Annotated in this window: 21 protein-coding genes; 11 read left to right on the forward strand and 10 right to left on the reverse strand. The window is 64.6% G+C overall.

Annotation, left to right across the window (positions count from 1 at the left end):
• The first annotated feature begins 29 nt into the window (after positions 1–29).
• Positions 30–575 (forward strand): hypothetical protein, encoded by a 546-nt coding sequence (locus tag IP91_RS05545; protein WP_145647725.1) that lies wholly within the window; start codon positions 30–32, stop codon positions 573–575.
• A gap of 24 nt (positions 576–599) precedes the next feature.
• Here IP91_RS05545 and IP91_RS05550 read toward each other — a convergent pair whose 3' ends face one another.
• From IP91_RS05550 to IP91_RS05565, 4 genes are read right to left on the reverse strand one after another with little or no spacing between them, the layout of a single operon-like run.
• Positions 600–2,801, reverse strand: coding sequence for an OsmC domain/YcaO domain-containing protein (locus IP91_RS05550; protein ID WP_145647726.1), 2,202 nt, complete (start codon positions 2,799–2,801; stop codon positions 600–602).
• A 39-nt stretch (positions 2,802–2,840) separates the two neighbouring features.
• Positions 2,841–3,221, reverse strand: coding sequence for a MarR family winged helix-turn-helix transcriptional regulator (locus IP91_RS05555; RefSeq protein ID WP_145647727.1), 381 nt, complete (start codon positions 3,219–3,221; stop codon positions 2,841–2,843).
• Positions 3,218–3,580, reverse strand: coding sequence for a GIY-YIG nuclease family protein (locus IP91_RS05560; protein WP_145647728.1), 363 nt, complete (start codon positions 3,578–3,580; stop codon positions 3,218–3,220). Before IP91_RS05560 ends, IP91_RS05555 begins: the two co-directional genes overlap by 4 nt.
• A 22-nt stretch (positions 3,581–3,602) precedes the next feature.
• Positions 3,603–4,211 carry a DUF2239 family protein gene (locus tag IP91_RS05565; RefSeq protein ID WP_145648042.1) on the reverse strand — a complete coding sequence of 203 codons (609 nt, stop codon included), beginning with the start codon at positions 4,209–4,211 and terminating at the stop codon, positions 3,603–3,605.
• 194 nt (positions 4,212–4,405) lie between these two features.
• Here IP91_RS05565 and IP91_RS05570 point away from each other — a divergent pair, with 194 nt between their 5' ends.
• A complete protein-coding gene (locus IP91_RS05570; protein WP_145647729.1) occupies positions 4,406–4,654 on the forward strand; it encodes a hypothetical protein in 249 nt (82 codons plus the stop codon).
• A 30-nt stretch (positions 4,655–4,684) separates the two neighbouring features.
• Here IP91_RS05570 and IP91_RS05575 read toward each other — a convergent pair whose 3' ends face one another.
• Positions 4,685–5,461 (reverse strand): nuclear transport factor 2 family protein, encoded by a 777-nt coding sequence (locus IP91_RS05575; protein ID WP_145647730.1) that lies wholly within the window; start codon positions 5,459–5,461, stop codon positions 4,685–4,687.
• Positions 5,462–5,587: 126 nt separating this feature from the next.
• Between IP91_RS05575 and IP91_RS05580 the strand changes: the two genes are divergently transcribed.
• The 4 genes from IP91_RS05580 (at position 5,588) to IP91_RS05595 (ending at position 9,049) form a co-directional block, all read left to right on the forward strand.
• Positions 5,588–6,295, forward strand: a complete 708-nt coding sequence (locus IP91_RS05580) for a DUF2059 domain-containing protein (protein ID WP_145647731.1) — start codon at positions 5,588–5,590, stop codon at positions 6,293–6,295.
• Positions 6,296–6,532: 237 nt separating this feature from the next.
• Positions 6,533–6,982 carry a DUF2231 domain-containing protein gene (locus IP91_RS05585; protein ID WP_145647732.1) on the forward strand — a complete coding sequence of 150 codons (450 nt, stop codon included), beginning with the start codon at positions 6,533–6,535 and terminating at the stop codon, positions 6,980–6,982.
• Positions 6,969–8,297 (forward strand): PQQ-dependent sugar dehydrogenase, encoded by a 1,329-nt coding sequence (locus IP91_RS05590; protein WP_199754492.1) that lies wholly within the window; start codon positions 6,969–6,971, stop codon positions 8,295–8,297. Before IP91_RS05585 ends, IP91_RS05590 begins: the two co-directional genes overlap by 14 nt.
• A gap of 92 nt (positions 8,298–8,389) precedes the next feature.
• Positions 8,390–9,049, forward strand: a complete 660-nt coding sequence (locus IP91_RS05595; RefSeq protein WP_145647733.1) for a hypothetical protein — start codon at positions 8,390–8,392, stop codon at positions 9,047–9,049.
• 42 nt (positions 9,050–9,091) lie between these two features.
• On the opposite strand, the gene IP91_RS25955 is transcribed toward IP91_RS05595, so the two are convergent.
• Together IP91_RS25955 and IP91_RS26620 are read right to left on the reverse strand one after the other, a co-directional pair.
• Positions 9,092–9,250 carry a hypothetical protein gene (locus IP91_RS25955; RefSeq protein WP_158643093.1) on the reverse strand — a complete coding sequence of 53 codons (159 nt, stop codon included), beginning with the start codon at positions 9,248–9,250 and terminating at the stop codon, positions 9,092–9,094.
• 250 nt (positions 9,251–9,500) lie between these two features.
• Positions 9,501–9,626: a hypothetical protein gene (locus IP91_RS26620; RefSeq protein ID WP_259772440.1), complete on the reverse strand. Its 126-nt coding sequence runs from the start codon at positions 9,624–9,626 to the stop codon at positions 9,501–9,503.
• Positions 9,627–9,840: 214 nt separating this feature from the next.
• On the opposite strand from IP91_RS26620, the gene IP91_RS05600 reads away from it, so the two are divergent.
• The 3 genes from IP91_RS05600 to IP91_RS05610 all read left to right on the forward strand — a co-directional run bounded on the left by IP91_RS05600 (position 9,841) and on the right by IP91_RS05610 (position 13,685).
• The gene (locus IP91_RS05600; protein WP_145647734.1) at positions 9,841–10,908 is read left to right on the forward strand and encodes a catalase family peroxidase; all 1,068 of its coding nucleotides are present in this window, start codon (positions 9,841–9,843) and stop codon (positions 10,906–10,908) included.
• On the forward strand, positions 10,905–11,435 hold the full coding sequence (locus IP91_RS05605) for a cytochrome b (RefSeq protein ID WP_145647735.1): 531 nt from the start codon (positions 10,905–10,907) through the stop codon (positions 11,433–11,435). The genes IP91_RS05600 and IP91_RS05605 overlap by 4 nt, the downstream gene beginning before the upstream one ends.
• A 270-nt stretch (positions 11,436–11,705) precedes the next feature.
• A complete protein-coding gene (locus IP91_RS05610; RefSeq protein ID WP_145647736.1) occupies positions 11,706–13,685 on the forward strand; it encodes a ferritin-like domain-containing protein in 1,980 nt (659 codons plus the stop codon).
• A 33-nt stretch (positions 13,686–13,718) separates the two neighbouring features.
• On the opposite strand, the gene IP91_RS05615 is transcribed toward IP91_RS05610, so the two are convergent.
• Positions 13,719–14,318: an NADPH-dependent F420 reductase gene (locus IP91_RS05615; RefSeq protein ID WP_145647737.1), complete on the reverse strand. Its 600-nt coding sequence runs from the start codon at positions 14,316–14,318 to the stop codon at positions 13,719–13,721.
• A 25-nt stretch (positions 14,319–14,343) separates the two neighbouring features.
• Positions 14,344–15,078 carry an SDR family NAD(P)-dependent oxidoreductase gene (locus tag IP91_RS05620; protein ID WP_145647738.1) on the reverse strand — a complete coding sequence of 245 codons (735 nt, stop codon included), beginning with the start codon at positions 15,076–15,078 and terminating at the stop codon, positions 14,344–14,346.
• Between the two features lie 150 nt (positions 15,079–15,228).
• On the opposite strand from IP91_RS05620, the gene IP91_RS05625 reads away from it, so the two are divergent.
• A complete protein-coding gene (locus tag IP91_RS05625; RefSeq protein ID WP_145647739.1) occupies positions 15,229–15,600 on the forward strand; it encodes a winged helix-turn-helix transcriptional regulator in 372 nt (123 codons plus the stop codon).
• A gap of 120 nt (positions 15,601–15,720) precedes the next feature.
• On the forward strand, positions 15,721–16,428 hold the full coding sequence (locus tag IP91_RS05630) for a hypothetical protein (RefSeq protein ID WP_145647740.1): 708 nt from the start codon (positions 15,721–15,723) through the stop codon (positions 16,426–16,428).
• Here the strand turns inward: IP91_RS05630 and IP91_RS05635 are convergent.
• A complete protein-coding gene (locus IP91_RS05635; RefSeq protein WP_145647741.1) occupies positions 16,414–16,734 on the reverse strand; it encodes a hypothetical protein in 321 nt (106 codons plus the stop codon). The two genes, IP91_RS05630 and IP91_RS05635, sit on opposite strands and share 15 nt — an antisense overlap.
• Positions 16,735–16,762 lie beyond the last annotated feature (28 nt).

Here is a 16,762-nt window from a genome sequence, read left to right on the forward strand (position 1 = left end):
GAAATACGCAAAGAAACGATGGAGATGCAATGGACCGACTGATTTGCTGCGTTGCCCTTGCACTGCTGGCCGTCACGGAGATCAGCCATGCCGCGGCATTCGAGCCGGTCTTCAGTATCGAAGACGGTGCGTTGCGCCCTCTCCCGCCGAAGGCCCTGGCGGCGGTGCGGGCCGGGGCAAAAAAGACCTTGGATGCCGACTGCTTGTCGGGTCGGTTCGTCGGCGCGGCCGTCGACCTGGCCGGCCACGGACGGCCGAAGGACTGGATCGCGATGACCGAGACCGGCTGCGGATGGGGCGCGTCCTCTGCCCATATCTGGGTGCTTCGGTGGGACGGGAGCCGGTACCGGGTGGTGCTGAGCACCGGCGGCCATGACATGGGGGTGGGCCGTCGAAAAACGAATGGCCTGCTCGACCTGAAGACCACCCACGGCACGGCCGGCTATTACAGCGAAACGCAGTACCGCTTCGACGGGAGGCGGTACCGGGAATCCGTGTCCCGTTACGTCAACCTGGCCGATCCCGCCGGCTGCAGGAAGAATCGCGATCTGGAAGTATGCAAACCCGGGAATTAGGTCGGCCGCACGTGTCCCTGGAGCTCAGCCGGCCGCCGCCCGGCTGGCCCGTGCCGCGTGCAGCTTTTTGTAGCTGTCCAGCAGGCGCTGGTGGCGGTCGAGGCCTTCGAGTTGCATGCTGGTTGGCGTGAGGCCGTAGAAGCGCACGGTACCGTCGACCGAGCCGAGCACCGCATCCATGCGCTCGTTACCGAACATGCGGCGGAAGTTGTGCTCGTAGTCTGCCAGGGCCATGTCGTCGTCCAGCACGATTTCCAGCACGGCATTGAGGGCCTGGTAGAACAGGCCGCGCTCGAGCGTGTTGTCGTTGTACTGCAGGAACGCTTCCACCAGTTCCTGCGCGTCCTCGTACTGCTTCAGCGCGAGCTGGATGAGCAGCCGCAGTTCCAGCACCGTCAGCTGGCCCCACACCGTATTCTCGTCGAACTCGATGCCGATCAGCGTGGCGATATCGCCGTAGTCGTCCAGCTCGTTGTTCTCCAGGCGCTCCAGCAGGTCGGCCAGCGCCGCATCGTCCAGGCGGTGCAGGTTCAGGATGTCGGCGCGGAACAGCAGCGACTTGTTGGTGTTGTCCCAGACCAGGTCTTCGACCGGGTACACCTCCGAATACCCTGGCACGAGGATCCGGCAAGCCGTGGCGCCCAGCTGGTCGTACACGGCCGTGTAGACTTCCTTACCCATGCCTTCGAGGATGCCCAGCAGCGTGGCCGCTTCCTGGGCATTCGAGTTTTCGCCCTGCCCCGAGAAATCCCACTCGACGAACTGGTAATCCGACTTCGCGCTGAAGAAGCGCCAGGACACCACGCCGCTCGAATCGATGAAGTGTTCGACGAAGTTGTTCGGCTCCGTCACGGCATTGCTGGCGAACGTGGGCCGCGGCAGGTCGTTCAGGCCTTCGAAGCTGCGGCCCTGCAGCAGCTCCGTGAGGCTGCGCTCCAGCGCCACTTCCAGGCTCGGGTGCGCGCCGAACGAGGCAAACACGCCGCCGGTGCGCGGATTCATCAGGGTCACGCACATCACCGGGTACACGCCGCCCAGCGACGCGTCCTTCACCAGCACGGGGAAGCCCTGCTCTTCCAGTCCCTGGATGCCGGCCAGGATGCCGGGGTACTTGGCCAGCACGTCCTGCGGCACATCGGGCAGCGCCATCTCGCCTTCGAGGATTTCGCGCTTGACGGCGCGCTCGAAGATCTCGGAGAGGCACTGCACCTGCGCCTCGGCCAGCGTGTTCCCGGCGCTCATGCCGTTACTGACGTACAGGTTCTCGATCAGGTTCGACGGGAAATAGACCACTGCGCCATCCGAATGCCGCGTGAACGGCAGCGAGCAGATGCCCCGTTCCGCATTGCCGGAGTTGGTGTCGACCAGATGCGAGCCGCGCAGTTCGCCATCCGGGTCGTAGATCTCCCGGCAGTAATCGTCGAGGATTTCAACCGGCAGCGCATCCTTGCGGCCCGGCTTGAACCAGCGCTCGTTCGGGTAGTGCACGAAGGGCGCGTTGGCGATCTCCTCGCCCCAGTACGCACCGCCATAGAAATGGTTGCAGTTGAGTCGCTCGATGAACTCGCCCAGCGCCGAGGCCAGCGCGCTTTCCTTCGTCGAACCCTTGCCGTTGGTGAAGCACATTGGCGAATGCGCGTCGCGGATATGCAGCGACCAGACATTCGGCACGATATTGCGCCACGAGGCGATCTCGATCTTCATGCCCAGGCCGGCCAGCACGGCGGACATATTGGCGATGGTCTGTTCCAGCGGCAGATCCTTGCCGGCGATATACGTGCTGGCATCCTGCGAAGGATTCAGCGTGAGCAGCGCCTGGGCATCGGCATCGAGGTTGTCCACTTCCTCGATCACGAATTCCGGGCCGGCCTGCACCACTTTCTTGACCGTGCAGCGCTCGATCGACCGCAGGATGCCCTGGCGGTCCTTGTCCGAAATATCGGCCGGCAGTTCCACCTGGATCTTGAAGATCTGCTGATAACGGTTTTCCGGGTCGACGATATTATTCTGCGACAGACGGATATTCTCGGTCGGGATATTGCGGGTATTGCAGTACAGCTTCACGAAATAGGCCGCGCACAAGGCGGACGACGCCAGAAAATAATCGAACGGGCCCGGCGCCGAGCCGTCGCCCTTGTAGCGGATCGGCTGGTCTGCCACCACCGTGAAGTCGTCGAACTTGGCTTCGAGACGAAGCTTGTCGAGAAAGTTGACCTTGATTTCCATGAGAATTCCAGAATTGCGCGCGATGCGAAGTGGGCGCCATTATCCGTGTTTTCCGGGATCGGGCATAGGCTGATGGCGGGCCCAGGCGTCTTCGACCGTCTCGCGCGCCGTCGCCACCAGGCGCCGCCCGGCGGGCCGCAGCGTGACGCGGCGGTCCGCCACGCCGCCGTGGTAGTCCACCAGCCCGACCTTTTCCAGTGCGCGCACCCGCCGCAACAGGGCGGAGCGCGACGTGCCGAGTTGCGTGGCGAGCGACCGCATGTCGCCCGGCTCGTGGCCAGCGCCGGCGAGTGCGTGCAGCATCACGAAATCATCGAAATCGATGCCGTGCCAGGTTCCCAGGTCGTCGTCCAGCCGCGCGCGGAATGCCGCGTAGGCCCGTTGAAAGGACAGGCACTGCCGGAGAGCGGCATCGCTCATGGCGCGCTCCGGTCCGGTTCGTAGTCCAGTGCGCCATGGCAGGGAATCTCCTGGCGCCACAGGACAAGGAGGTCTGCCAGTTCGCGCGTAATGTCGGCGGCGGTGTCCGCGCCCGGCTTCACCATGTCCAGCACTTCGAAGGTGAAACTCGTTTCGCCGTGCGACAGCCAGTCCTGGCGCAGCAGCCGGTTGCGATGGCTGCCCTGGCGCAACTCGAAGCGGTGGCGGTTCAGTGCGCCCTGTGCATCGCCGGCACCGGCAACCAGCACGCGGCCGGTGACGCGATTGCGGATCATGTAGACCCCGGCGCGGGTCTTCGTCTCGAGGTATTGCTGCTTCAGGAGGCGTTTGTCGGTCATGGTTTCCATCCAGATCGTGTGATCAGGGTGCAGGACTGGCGGCCAGCCGCAGCGCGTACTCGCGTACATCGCCGGGCCAGGCGGCGGCAAGGTCGCCGAACGTTTCGATATCGTCCGCAAACAGCGCCCGGGTGCTTTCCTCGAAGCCGGGCAGGTCGCCCGCGATGGCCGAGATGAACCGGTAGGTGCGCTCCTGGGCCGCGCGCCGCTCGTCGTGCCCGGCGCTGGCACGCCTGGCCTCGTCCACCAGCTTGCGCAGGGCGACCGACGCGCCGCCCGGCTGGGCCGACAGCCAGTCCCAGTGGCGCGGCAGCAGCGTGACCTCGCGCGCGATCACGCCCAGCTTCGGGCGCCCCCTTCCGCGCGGTGGTGAAGCGACATCGTCCGGTGCCGGGGCGTCCGCTGCAGCGTCGGCAGATGCCACGGGCAGACGCGCCAGTGCTTCCGCATCACTGCCCCGAACATCCACTTCCAGCACGCGGCCGGTGCTGTCGTCGAAGAGGAGCAGGGGCTCCGTGGCGCCGGCCTCCATTGCATGCTTGACGGCCAGCATGGCGGATGCATGGGTTCCGTAAGCAATGCGCCGAAAGCCGGCGAAGGCGGTGACGGAGCGGGAGATGGACGTGGTCATAGGGGCCATGAGTGATTGCATGGCCGAATTCTACCCGGGCAAAAAAGACGCGTCAATCTACCCGGGTAAAATTAGAAGAAGTCTCTGCGCGGCGCGCAAAATACCTGACATCGGTGGCAGGACAAGCTAGAGTCGTGCTGCCACAGCCGAGTCGGCGACGCCCTTTCAATCCGCGCTCCTCCAGGAAGATTGCCATGCCCGTCCTTGAAGTTGCTTTCTATTTTTTGCTGGAAGTCGTGTTCCATTCCCTGGGCAGGGCCGTCATCTTCGTGTGCTCGCTGGGACGGGCCCGTGCCCGGCGCAAGCAGGAACCGGTGGACAAGGCGCATCGGAATCGCGCGGGGAACCACCATGCCACCATCGTTTCCATGGAAGTGACGCAGGTGATCGGGGTCCTGTTCGTGGTTGCCGTCGTCACCCTGCTGGTCGCCATCCTGCACTAGCCTGCCTGCGACCGGACGACCTACTGCGCGTCACATCCGCTTGCCTTCGTCGACCTGCTTGCCATCCTGGCGCACGACCAGGCCCGTGGCCTTGCCATCGGCCGCGCCACGGAATTCGACTTCGATATTGCGTTCCTTCATGAAGAACGTCGTGGCGCCTTTCGGGTACAGCGTGACGGGCCGGCCGCCGATCTCGACGGATAGATTGCCGCCCTCGCGCCTGAAGACCAGGACCTTCTGGATAGTGGCGGCATAACTACCCGCGAATCGTTCCAGGTCGGCCTCGTTCAGCGAGACCGCCTTGCTGTCGTTCGCTCTCTGGATGGCCTTGTGGCCATAGCTCAGCACGCGCGAGAGCGTCCACGTCTTGTCCGCATTGCGCAGCCACAGCATCGTGAATTGCGCTTCTCCATTCGGCGGCAGCGGCACGCCTTTCGGTCCCTGGGTGAATTCGTGGCGGCCCGTGACGACGGCGGCATATACGTCCGGACCGCGGTTGAGCAGGTACGTCTGAACGTCCTTGTCCTGCGCCGTACGCCTGATGGCCATGTCGGGCCGGCCGCAGATGTTCTTGCGCACACTGTCCGTCAGGGCGGCGCGGCCGCTCGTCAGGCCGCCCAGGTCATGATAGAACTCGACATTTTCGGCCGTCAGCCTGTCCAGCGTGGCGTAGTCGCAATCGTTATAGGCTTGCCAGTAAGCCGCGTCGGCGGTTTTCACTTCCGCCAATAATCCGGGATTCTGGGCCAGGGCAAACAGCGGTGCGGACAGGGCAATGCAGGCAAACGACTTGCGAACGATGGACATGGATATTCCGAAGTCTGGTGAATGGAAGGCCAGTCTAGCCGCGATTATTTAATCTTTGGAATTAAATCCGCTCAGTGCAGTGAGTTTTGATGCTTTCATTTTGAAAGCAAACGGAAGTGGTATTGCATGGCTTTTCAATCGGGATGGAACATCGGCGGAGGCAGGTTTAGAATCATGTTGCGCGGCAGCAGAGCAAAGTCCGGCTCGCACCGACCAACAGATTCGCCTTGCAGGATCGCCCGCGCCAGCGCGAGCATCGACCTCTCATTCAAAAAAGGGAACCTCATGAAATTTGCAGTCCAGGCAGTCGCAGTCCAGGCCATATTGAGTACAGCCTTGTTCATGGAAGCCCCCGCACTCGCCGTCGCCCCCGCGGCACCCGCCGCTGCCACCAGCCCGGCGCACGTCAAGTCCGTGGAGGCTCTGCTGGGCGCCATGCACATCGAAAAAGCCCTGCGGGGCGTGGCCGCGCGCAGCAAGTACCAGAGCGATGCGCAGCGCCAGACCGTTTTTGCCAAGATCGACAAAGTGCCGCCCGCGGAGATTTACCGGCGCCTCGCGCCGCCCCTCACGCGCACGATTTCCGAAGAGACGGCAACCGAAATGACCCGCTTCTACACGACGCCGTACGGCCAGCAGGTCATCAACAAGAAGTACAACAGCGGACCGCAGATCATGATGTCCGGCGTGACGCCGGCCGTGCCGCCCGAAGAAAAGAAGGAGCGCAAGCGGCCTGCTTATGTCAAGGCCAGCAAGGAGCTTGCGGATGCTGGGGCCGCGATCGACCACGAGGCGTTCGTTCTCCTGCAGCAGATTAACAAGGAAAAGCGCTAGGCCGTTCCCGTCGATCCCGGGCCGCGCCTGCGTGGCGCGGTCGACCTCCCTTCCCGTCAACAGCGCCCCGCCCGCCCCCCCTGGCCGTGCGGCAAACGGCCGCTTCCGCCAAGCCCAGCAAGGCGACGTTCCCCCGAATGTCTGTGCTACGCTGCCCCTCCACTTCGATGCCTCGACCAGGCCTCGAAGTGGCATGGAAGCGCGTCAATCACGTCAATAATAACGAGGGCAGCGACAATGACATCATCAACCAGTTCGTCCCGCTTCAGAGTTTCATCGGCGGTTTTTAACCTGCTTGACCCCATACCGTTCGGCTTTTTCGTGGCCACGTTGATCTTCGACGTGATCTACGCGAGCAATGCCAATGTGATGTGGGCCAAGAGTGCTTCATGGCTCGTCAGCATGGGGCTGCTGTTTGCCATCATTCCCCAGCTGATCAATCTGGCCTGGGTGTGGTTCAGCAAGCGGCGCGTCCGCACCCGCGGCGCGGCCATCAACTTCTGGCTCAACGTGATCGGTATCGTTGCAGCACTCATCAATGCATTCGTGCACAGCCGGGATGCCTACGCAGTCATCCCCGATGCCGTCTGGCTGTCCGTCGTGACGGTCGTTGCAATGGGAATCGGCCGCATCATCCTGGCCGGCGAAATCGTCACTTTCAAGGAATCGGGCCATGGCAAAGTATAAGAAAACGTGGCAGTGCGCCTTGGGAGTCGCTGCCGGCATGTCGCTGCTATTGAGCGGCTGCGGCGACAACGAACGCGTGGATCCTTCGAAACAGATCGGCGCCAATCCGGAGCTGCCGAAATCGCAGAACTTCCTGGTGCCGCCGATGCAGGTGCCGGGTGGCGTGGGCTGGCAAGGCAATGCGGCCCCGAAAGTGGCCGACGGCCTGCAGATCGAGAAGATCGCCTCCAACCTGCTGCATCCGCGCCAGCTGCTGGTGCTGCCGAACCAGGATGTGCTGGTCGTCGAGGGCAACGGTCCGGGACAGGAAGCCGTCACGACGCCGAAGCAGGTCATTGCCGGCATCGTCAAGAACCGCTCCGGCAAGGGCGGCAAGGGCGGCAACCGCGTGACGCTGCTGCGCAAGAAGCCGGGCGCCACCGGTGAGTGGGAGCAGCACGTCTACATCGAAAACCTGCATTCGCCGTTCGGCATCCAGCTGGTGGGCGATACGCTGTTTGTCGCCAATACCGGCAACATCATGAAGTACCGCTACACGCCGGGTGAAACGAAGATGTCCGATCCGGGCACGGAACTGGGCGACCTGCCCAGCACGGTGAATCACCACTGGACGAAGGCGCTGCTGGCCAGCCCGGATGGCAAGAAGCTGTATGTGGGCAGCGGCTCGAACAGCAACATCACGGAAAACGGCCTGGACGTGGAATACCGCCGCGCCGCCGTGCTGGAAGTCGATGCGGCCACCGGCGCCAGCCGCGTGTTCGCATCGGGCCTGCGCAATCCCACCGGCCTGCAGTGGGAACCGCAGTCCGGCAAGCTGTGGGCGATCGTCAACGAGCGCGACGAGATCGGTGCCGACCTGGTGCCGGACTACATGACGTCCGTGCAGGAACGGGGCTTCTATGGCTGGCCTTACAGCTATTTCGGCCAGCACGTGGACAGCCGCGTGAAACCGCAGCGGCCGGACCTGGTGAAGAAAGCCATCAAGCCCGACTACGCGCTCGGTTCGCACGTGGCGGCACTGGGCCTGCTGTTCTACACCGGCACGGGCCTGCCCGAGAAATACCGCAGCGGCGCGTTCGTGGCGGAACATGGCAGCTGGGACCGTTCGCCACTGAGCGGCTACCAGATCGTCTATGTGCCGTTCCAGAACGGCATGCCGACGGGTGCGGCGCAGCCGGTCGTGACGGGCTTCCATTCGGCCGATGAAAAGGACCTGTATGGCGCGCCGGTGGGCATGGCGCAGGATGCCGAAGGCGCGCTGCTGTTTGCCGATGACGTGGGCAATGTCATCTGGCGGGTGACGGCGAAGAAGTAAGGGCCGCCAGGGAGTGGATGCCAACGCAGTCGCGCACCCCATCCACTCCCTGAGCTTCTCAATTTTTATTTCGCTCCGATCTTTCGACGCTCATGAGTGACAAGGTCATCACCTCCTCCCTGCAGGCAATCACGCTGTTCAGATCGATCGTCAAGTCGCCGCTGCAAACCCTGCTGAACGGCGAGGTGTTCAGTGTCGAAGACGAATCGCAAGCCGCGTCGCCGGTCGCACAGGTCCTCGACCTGTCCGCGTCGTCCGACCTGGTCGTCAAATATCAGACGAGCTCCGCTGCGTTTCTGGCGGCCAGCCGGCTTCTCTACAACAACGAAAGCGAATGCCGCTCATTCCCCCTGTCGCTCACGCTGCGCAACTCGGTGAACGGTTCCTACGAACTCACCGAACTGAACAAGCTGCAGCATGCGGTATCGATTCTCGACTCGGGCATTCCGGTGATCGTTCCGCGCTACCTTTGCTATGCGAGAGCCTTCCCGAAACAGGATCCCGACACCCTGTATGACCTGCTGGCGGTGGAAACCGTGCCGCTCATCCGGCATGTGTTCTCTGCGACCCACCTGAATCTGCCGATGCTGCGCATGCAGATGGAATCCAGGAAGCAGGACGAAGTGGTGCTGGAGCCGAACCTCAAATCGCTGGCGGGCATCCGCACATCGGGAGCCAACACGTTCCTGTTCCTCAGCAAGAAGTACCTGGATCTGCACGGCCTGCCCTATCTGTACAAGAAAGGGTGCTGATGCGGACCGCACCGGCGCCACGGAGCGCCAGTGGGCCAATCCCTACACGCCGTTCAGCTTCCGTTTTTCCTGCTTGTGTTCCTTGTAGAGCAAGAACGCCATCGCCGCCGTGCCGAGCAGCAGGATGACACTGGCCGCATCCACGCCGACATTGACGCGCACATCCACTTTCACATCTTTCATCGTTTCGCCCTGATCCATGGTTGTATTGCGCCACGAGGCGCCTCCTTGTCGCTGCAATCTCAAGCATAGCCACGCGGCTTTGGTGATGCAAGGTGCGGGGCAATCGAACGGCCGCCTGATGGTCTGCGTGTCATCGAGCCGATGCCGGCGGTCCTGACGGACGCGCAGCTGGAAGCGACGGGCGCGGGCAAGCGACCATGCAAGTGACAGATCCAGCCCCTGCCCGCGCCCTTGCCCGCTGCAGAGGCGGTAATCGCACGCCGGGTTTTTAGCAGACGCCGCCTTTTGCGAACTCGGTCATGGCAAGGCCGAACAGCTGCCATGCGAGCCAAGCCGCGGTGATCAGAAGGGTCATGATGGACAACGCAACGAGTGAAGGCTTCTTGGCTTTCATGCGGGCGGATGGTGATCGGGTCGGCCAAGAATAGCATTCCTGGCCAATTCATCGGCGGCCGCAGCGCTGCTGCAGGTCGGGAGAGGTGAGCGTCGGGCACACCAAAGCACTGTCCCGGCGATCCTCCGCGGAAACGTCGCACCGTTAATCATGCGACAATCCATTGCCGCCATCCTGCGGCGCCGACCGAACGATTTCACGAAAGCAGCACGCCATGCCCACACCTCCACCGCGCCGCGGTTCTCCCCTGTTGCTGCTGCCGATCGCCCTGATCGTGGCGGCGCTGGCCCTGCTGTTTGCCTGGGTCGGCGGCTGGATCGGCAACCGGGGCGTCACGCCGCAGACGATGATCAATACTGCCGAAGCTTCCGGTTCGCCCCATCCAGGCTTCCGCCGCGCGCACAGCAAGGGCATCTGCATCACCGGCACCTTCGTGCCGACAGCGGCGGCCGCGCAGCTGTCCACCGCGCGCGTGTTTTCGCAGGCGTCGACGCCGGTACTGGGCCGCTTCTCCAATCCCGGCAACGATCCCTACTCGCCCGACAACAAGGCCGCGGTGCGCGGCATGGCGCTGCAACTGAAGACGGACGATGGCCAGGAATGGCGCGTGGCGATGAACAGCTTCCCGTTCTTCGCGTCGTCCACGCCGGAAGGGTTCCAGGCGATGAATGCCGCCAAGCTGCCGGACCCCGCCACCGGCAAGCCGGATCCGGCCAGGATGGCAGCGGTGCTGGCCCGCTATCCGGAAATCAAAAACTTCATGGCGTGGTCGAAGAACGCGCCGACGCCCGACAGCCTGGCCAACACCCGCTTCAACGGCGTCAACGCGTTTCGCCTCACCGATGCGAACGGCACCGACCGCGCCGTGCGTTGGTCGATGCGCCCGCACACGCCGTTCGTGGCGGCGACGCCGGAACAGCTGAAGAACGCCGACCGCGACTACCTGGCGGCGGATCTCGATCGCCGTCTCGCCGCCGGTCCGCTGCAGTGGGACATGGTGATGCAGTTTGCCGCCGGGGGCGACCCGATCGAGGACCCGTCGAAGGCCTGGCCCGACACGCGGCCCGAAACGACCGTCGGCACGCTGACGCTGGTGCGCGCCGAGCCGCAGGCCACCGGTGCCTGCCTGAACCTGAACTTCGATCCGCTGATCCTGCCGAAGGGGATTGCGGGCACGGACGATCCGGTGCTGCATGCCCGCTCGTCGGTCTACTCCGTATCGTTCAACCGTCGCGAACGTGAAATCAGCCAGGGCAAGGCCCAGAACGGGAGCGCCCGATGAACCGTCCACGTCACTTCAACCTGCTGGCCCGCGTGCTGCACTGGTCGATGGCCGCCGCGATCTTCGCCATGCTGTTCGTGGGCGCCGGCATGGTCGTCTCGCTGCGCTACCGCGACACGCTGCTCGACCTGCACCGCCCGCTCGGGCTGGCGATCCTGCTGCTGGCGGTCGTGCGCCTGGTGAACCGGCTGCTGCACACGCCGCCGCCCTTGCCCGCCGACCTGCCGCGCATCCAGGTGTTCGCTGCCAAGGCCTCGCACTGGGTGCTGTACGCGCTGATGCTGGCCATGCCGCTGATCGGCTGGGGCATGCTGTCGGCCGGTGGCTATCCGGTGGAGCTGTTCGACGGCGTGAACCTGCCGGCGATCCTGCCGCACAGCCCCGTGCTGTATGGCTTCCTGCGCCCGCTGCATGGCGTGCTGGCCTACCTGCTGTTCTTCACCATCCTGGCCCACCTGGGTGCAGCGCTGTATCACGCCTGGGTACGACGCGATGAAGTGTTCGGGCAGATGGCGAAGGGCGACTGAGCGCGGGGCCTGCCTGGGTGGCGCCGTCACACGCGTGGGCCAGCGCGATGGAACGCGGTATGCGCACCGTGGCCGCCTGTCGCGATCCCGTTGCGCAATCGGATCCGAATGTGTTCGATTGTTCGTATTCTCCGGACAGTGAATTCGCGTGTGCGCTCTTACAGAGCCGTGTTGGCTAAATTATATTAGGCGCTGGCCTGCGCCAACCCGGCGCGGAGAATACTCGTGACGACGGATACCCCGTCGTCCGCCCACTCACTCGGAACCGCTTTGAACCTGGCAACCCACCGCGATCAACTCATCAGCATGCTGGCAGAAGCCGCTGAAGTCGAACACTGCCTGATGTGCACCTACCTGTACGCCGCCTTCTCGCTCAAGCAGGGCATCGACGAGGACCTGCTCCCCGACGAACTGAGCGCCGTGAAACGGTGGCGCGCCGAGATCATCGCGATCGCGACCGAGGAGATGCTGCACCTGGCCCTCGTCAACAACCTGCTCATCGCGGTCGGTTCGCGGCCGCACTACCGCCACTACAACTTCCCCGCCACCGCCGGCCAGTTCCCGGCCGACGTGGCGGTGGCGCTGCTGCCGTTCGATGCCGCCACGCTCGACCACTTCATCTATGTCGAGCGCCCGGCCGATGCGGACGAGCCGGATGGCGAGACCATGCAAAAGCTGGACTATTCGCGCGACATGAACCGCGACGACCTCGCCACCGATATCCCCGGCGACTACCGCACCGTAGGCGAGCTGTATCAGGCCATTGCCGACAGCCTCACGCCACTGGCCGCCAGCCTCGGTGCCGAAGGCCTGTTCGTGGGCCGCGAGGAAGCGCAGCTGTCGGAGAAGGACGTGTTCCTGCCCGGCCTGTGCACCATCGCTACGGAGGCCGACGCCCGGCGCGCACTGACGCTGATCGTGGAACAGGGGGAAGGCTCGGCGGTATGCCTGGAGACGTCGCACTACGCGCGCTTTCGCACGATTCGCGAGCAGTGGCACGCGCTGGAGGCGCGGCGGCCCGGTTTCAAGCCGTACCGCGAGGTGGCGCGCCATCCCGTGATGCGTGCGCCGGTCACCACCGAGGAACGCGTGCAGGTGGTGAGCGAACCGGCCCTGTCGCTGCTGGACGTGGGCAACAGCGCCTACTTCCTCATGCTGCGCCTGTTCGCGCTGATGAGCGACACGACCAACTGCCTGCTGCCCCGCCCGGCCGTGATGGCGCAGGCAATGACACTGATGCACGCCGTGGCGGACGTGGGCGTGACGCTGACCACGCTGCCCGCCAATCCCGACCACCCGGGCGTGATGGCGGGGATGACATTCAGCCTGTCGCGCACGGCGCTGGGCTACGAATCGCCGGAGTCGGCCGCGTGGCTCATCGCGGAACGCATGGAGCTGCTGGCCACCCACGCCGACTGCTGCGTGGACGCCCTGCCCGTGCTGGGCCAGCTGGCGCACACGCTGCGCGAGGCAGCCGGTGCATGGCGCCAGGCGCATGATGCGAAAGACTACGGCGCCGGATTTGCCAGCAACCCGGTACCGGCTTTGCCGGTGATGGTGCAGGCGATGCAACCGGCCGCCGAAGATGACGACAAGATCGAAGTCGCCCATGGCGAAAACGGCACCATCTACTTCCATGGCCGCCGCTGCGTGCACTCGCGCCACTGCGTGCTGGAAGAGCCGGACGTGTTCCTGGCGAACCAGGAAGGCGAGTGGATCTTCCCGGACAAGGCCACGCCCGAGCGGCTGATGCGGGTGGCGCGCAACTGCGTGTCCGGTGCGATCCGCTTCGAACGCCGCGACGGCCGCGAAAACGAGACGGCACCGCCCGTGAACCTGGTGCGCATGCGCGAGAACGGTCCGCTGTCGGCCAATGCGGACGTCAAGCTGATGCTGGCCGACGGTGCCGAGGAAAACCCGCTGCGTGTCGCACTGTGCCGATGCGGCCAGTCGAAGAACAAGCCGTTCTGCGACCAGTCGCACATCGCCGCCGGCTTCACCGCTTCCGGCGAGGCGCCGACGCGGCCTTCACCGGTACTGGAAGAACGCGCCGGGCCGATGGTCGTCACGCCGCTGCGCAACGGCCCGCTCGATGTGCGCGGCGCCGCCGAGATCATTACCGGCACCGGCCGCACCGTCGACCGCACGCTGTCCGTCCGGCTGTGCCGCTGTGGCCAGTCGAAGGACAAGCCGTTCTGCGATGGCAGCCACCGCGCCGCGGGTTTTGCGGCGGATGGACGGGGCGCCTGAGGGGGCATCACCCCACGAACCCGCCCCGGATGGTTAATCGAACTTGACCAGGTCCTGGAAGATCAGCTGGCCCCAGGTATTGCCGCGCGCCTGCACCAGCAGGCCGCCTTCGGCCAGGGCGCCCAGCTTCACCGGCGCGAAGCCGAGGCGTTCCGCCAGCGTGGCAATCTGCTCCGTCGCCCCGTCGTCGTCGCCCGCCAGGAACACGACGCGCCGGCCGCCCTGCACGGCCGGATCCTGGGCCAGCACGGCTGCGCCCAGGTGGTTGAAGCCCTTGACCACCGTGCCGCCGGCGAAGGCCTGCGCGACGGCCTTCGCGGACGGCCTGCCACCCAGTTCGCCAGGCGGGACACCGTAGGCATTGGTCACGTCGACGATGATCTTGCCCTGCCAGGTCGGCAGTGCTGTTGCCACGTCCTTGTGCGCCTCGAACCGGACAGCCAGGAAGAGCACGTCCGCCGCCACCGCTTCGGCCAGAGTCACGGCGCGGATGGTGGGTCCGATCGTGGCCGCTTCCGCGGCGAAGCTGGCCGGATCGCGCGTGGTGGCCACGGAGACTTCGATGCCGTTGCGGGCAAATGCCCTGGCCAGGGCCCGGCCGACAGGGCCGAAGCCGATGATTGCATGGCTCATGGTTTCTCCTTTGCTTGAGCGCTGATCAGATTTGCGCGATGCCGCCGTCGACGGCAAGCTCGCTGGCGGTCATGAAGCTGCTGTCCGGCGAGGCGAGGAACGCGGCGGCAGCGCCGATCTCCGCCGGATCGGCCATGCGCTGGAGCGGGCTCATCGCGGCAAACAGCTGCATGCCTTCCGGCCCCAGTGCGGCCTTTGCCAGTTCGGTGGCCGTCGGTCCCGGCGACAGCACGTTGACGCGGATGCCGGTGCCCTTCAGGTCTTCCGCCCACGTCCGCGCCAGGTTGCGCACGGCCGCCTTGCTCGCGCTGTAGACGGAGAACGCCGGCGCGCCCGTGGTGCCCGCGCTCGATCCGGTCAGGATGATCGAACCGCCAGCGCCCATCAGCGGCAGCGCCTTCTGCACCGTGAAGATGGCACCCTTCACATTGGTCTCGAAGATCTCGTCGATATGCCCGGCCGTGATCTGGCCCAGCGGTACGGGGCTGCCCGCGCCGGCGTTGGCGAAGACGATGTCGAGCGTGCCGCGTTCGTCCTGCACCGCCGCGTAGAGCCGGCCGAGATCGGCCTGTTCCGTGACGGAGCCCTGCACCGCGCGGGCATTCGGCCCGAGGTCGGCCACCGCGGCTTCGAGCGCATCCTGACGCCGGCCGAAAAGGTAGACGAAGGCGCCCTCTTCGATGAAGCGTTTCGCTGCGGCGAGGCCAATGCCCGTGGCGCCGCCGGTGATCACAGCCGTTTTTCCATTCAGTCTGGTCATGTCGTGCATTCCTGGTTGGGTTGTCCGGAAGCGGGAGCCGCTTCTTGACCTCACTATGTGGCCCTGATAACCTAAGGTCAAGTATGCACTTTTTGGTAAGTATGAAATTCACCTTTTACACTGTATGCATCTTTTGGTAAGTAAGAAAATATGACGACACATCCCCAAACCTGCGGCACGGGCGGCTTTTCGTGCGGGCTCGACGCCACGCTGCGCATCATCTCGGGCAAGTGGAAACCCCTGGTGCTGTTCTTCCTGCGCGACGGACCCAAGCGTTATGGCGAGCTGAAACGCATGATCCCCGGCGTCAGCGACAAGGTGCTGATCCAGCAGTTGAAGGATCTCGAAGCCGACCGGGTACTGTCCCGCACCGACTACAAGGAAGTGCCGCCCCGGGTGGATTACGCGCTGACGCCGCTGGGCCGCAGCCTGGCCGATGCAATCGTGCCGCTGTGCACGTGGGGCACCGAGAACATGGCGGAGATGGTGAGCATCTTCGCGAAGCAGGAAGCCTCGGCTTGACGTGACAGGGGGTTGACAGCGATGAGCCTGCCCGACGCAAGCCCCTCTGGAAGATCGTCCTCTACCGCGCCACCACGGCCAGGCCCGCGTCGGGTCACCCGTGCCGTGGCCGTGGAGCGCATGCGCGCCAGGCTGCTGCGCGATGGCTTCCCTCGCCTGCAGATGCTGATTCTCGTTGTATTGACCGGCGTGGCGGGGTTCTGTGCCTCGGCGGGAATGCTCGCGGCCGGGCTGCACGCGATGGGCCTGCGCTACCTGCTGGCGATGGGTGTCGCGTACATGGTGTTCCTTGCTTTGCTGTGGCTGTGGCTGCGCACCAGCGCCGCGGATTACATCGATATCGTCCCCACCCCATCGACGGGTGAAGGCCACGCTGGCGCGGCACCGGACTTCGCGGGTGGTGGCGGGACCTTCGACGGCGGTGGCGCCAGTGCAAACGTGGACTTCGGATCGGCGGAGGAAGGGATCGGTGCTGCCGCAGAGAACTCGTCGGCAGCGATCGGCGCGGTCGACGAAGGGACAATCCCGCTCGCCGTGATCCTGCTTCTGCTGGGCGTTCTGCTGTCGTCGCTCTTCGTGGTCTGGTCGGCGCCCGTGCTGTTTGCCGAGATCCTGGTCGATGCGCTACTGGCGGCCGGTCTGTATCGAAAGCTCCGGCTGCTCGATGCACGCCACTGGATGGTCGCCGCCGTGAAACGCACGGTCATTCCGTTCGCACTGACGACGCTGATCGTCGCTGGCGCGGGATGGGCCATCCAGGCAGGTGCGCCGGAAGCCCGGTCGCTGGGCGAGGCCATCGCTGCGCGGCCTGCGCTACGTGGCAAATAGATAGAGGACCGGGCCGATCACCAGGCAAATGGACCAGCAGATGACAAGCCTGTGCCACGACGTGGGAAACATCCGATACTTGAGCGCGGCATAGCCGAAGTAGAGAAGCCCGGCGACACAACTGGCCAGAGCGATACCATACGCCCACAGCGACATCATCATCAGTCCGAGAGCATTACCACCCGAAGAGATTCCCGACTCGTGCGCGGCACCGATCCGGAAGAATACGGCGATAGCGAGTACACACGGCACGCCGCCGATGAGCATGAAAAACCCGAATGCGTTTGCCAGCCCGGTTCTGTTCATCGTTCGATCCTGGCTTCAGATTGAAACA

Origin of the sequence: Pseudoduganella lurida (assembly GCF_007830455.1) — a bacterium.
GTDB classification, from domain to species: domain Bacteria; phylum Pseudomonadota; class Gammaproteobacteria; order Burkholderiales; family Burkholderiaceae_D; genus Rugamonas; species Rugamonas lurida.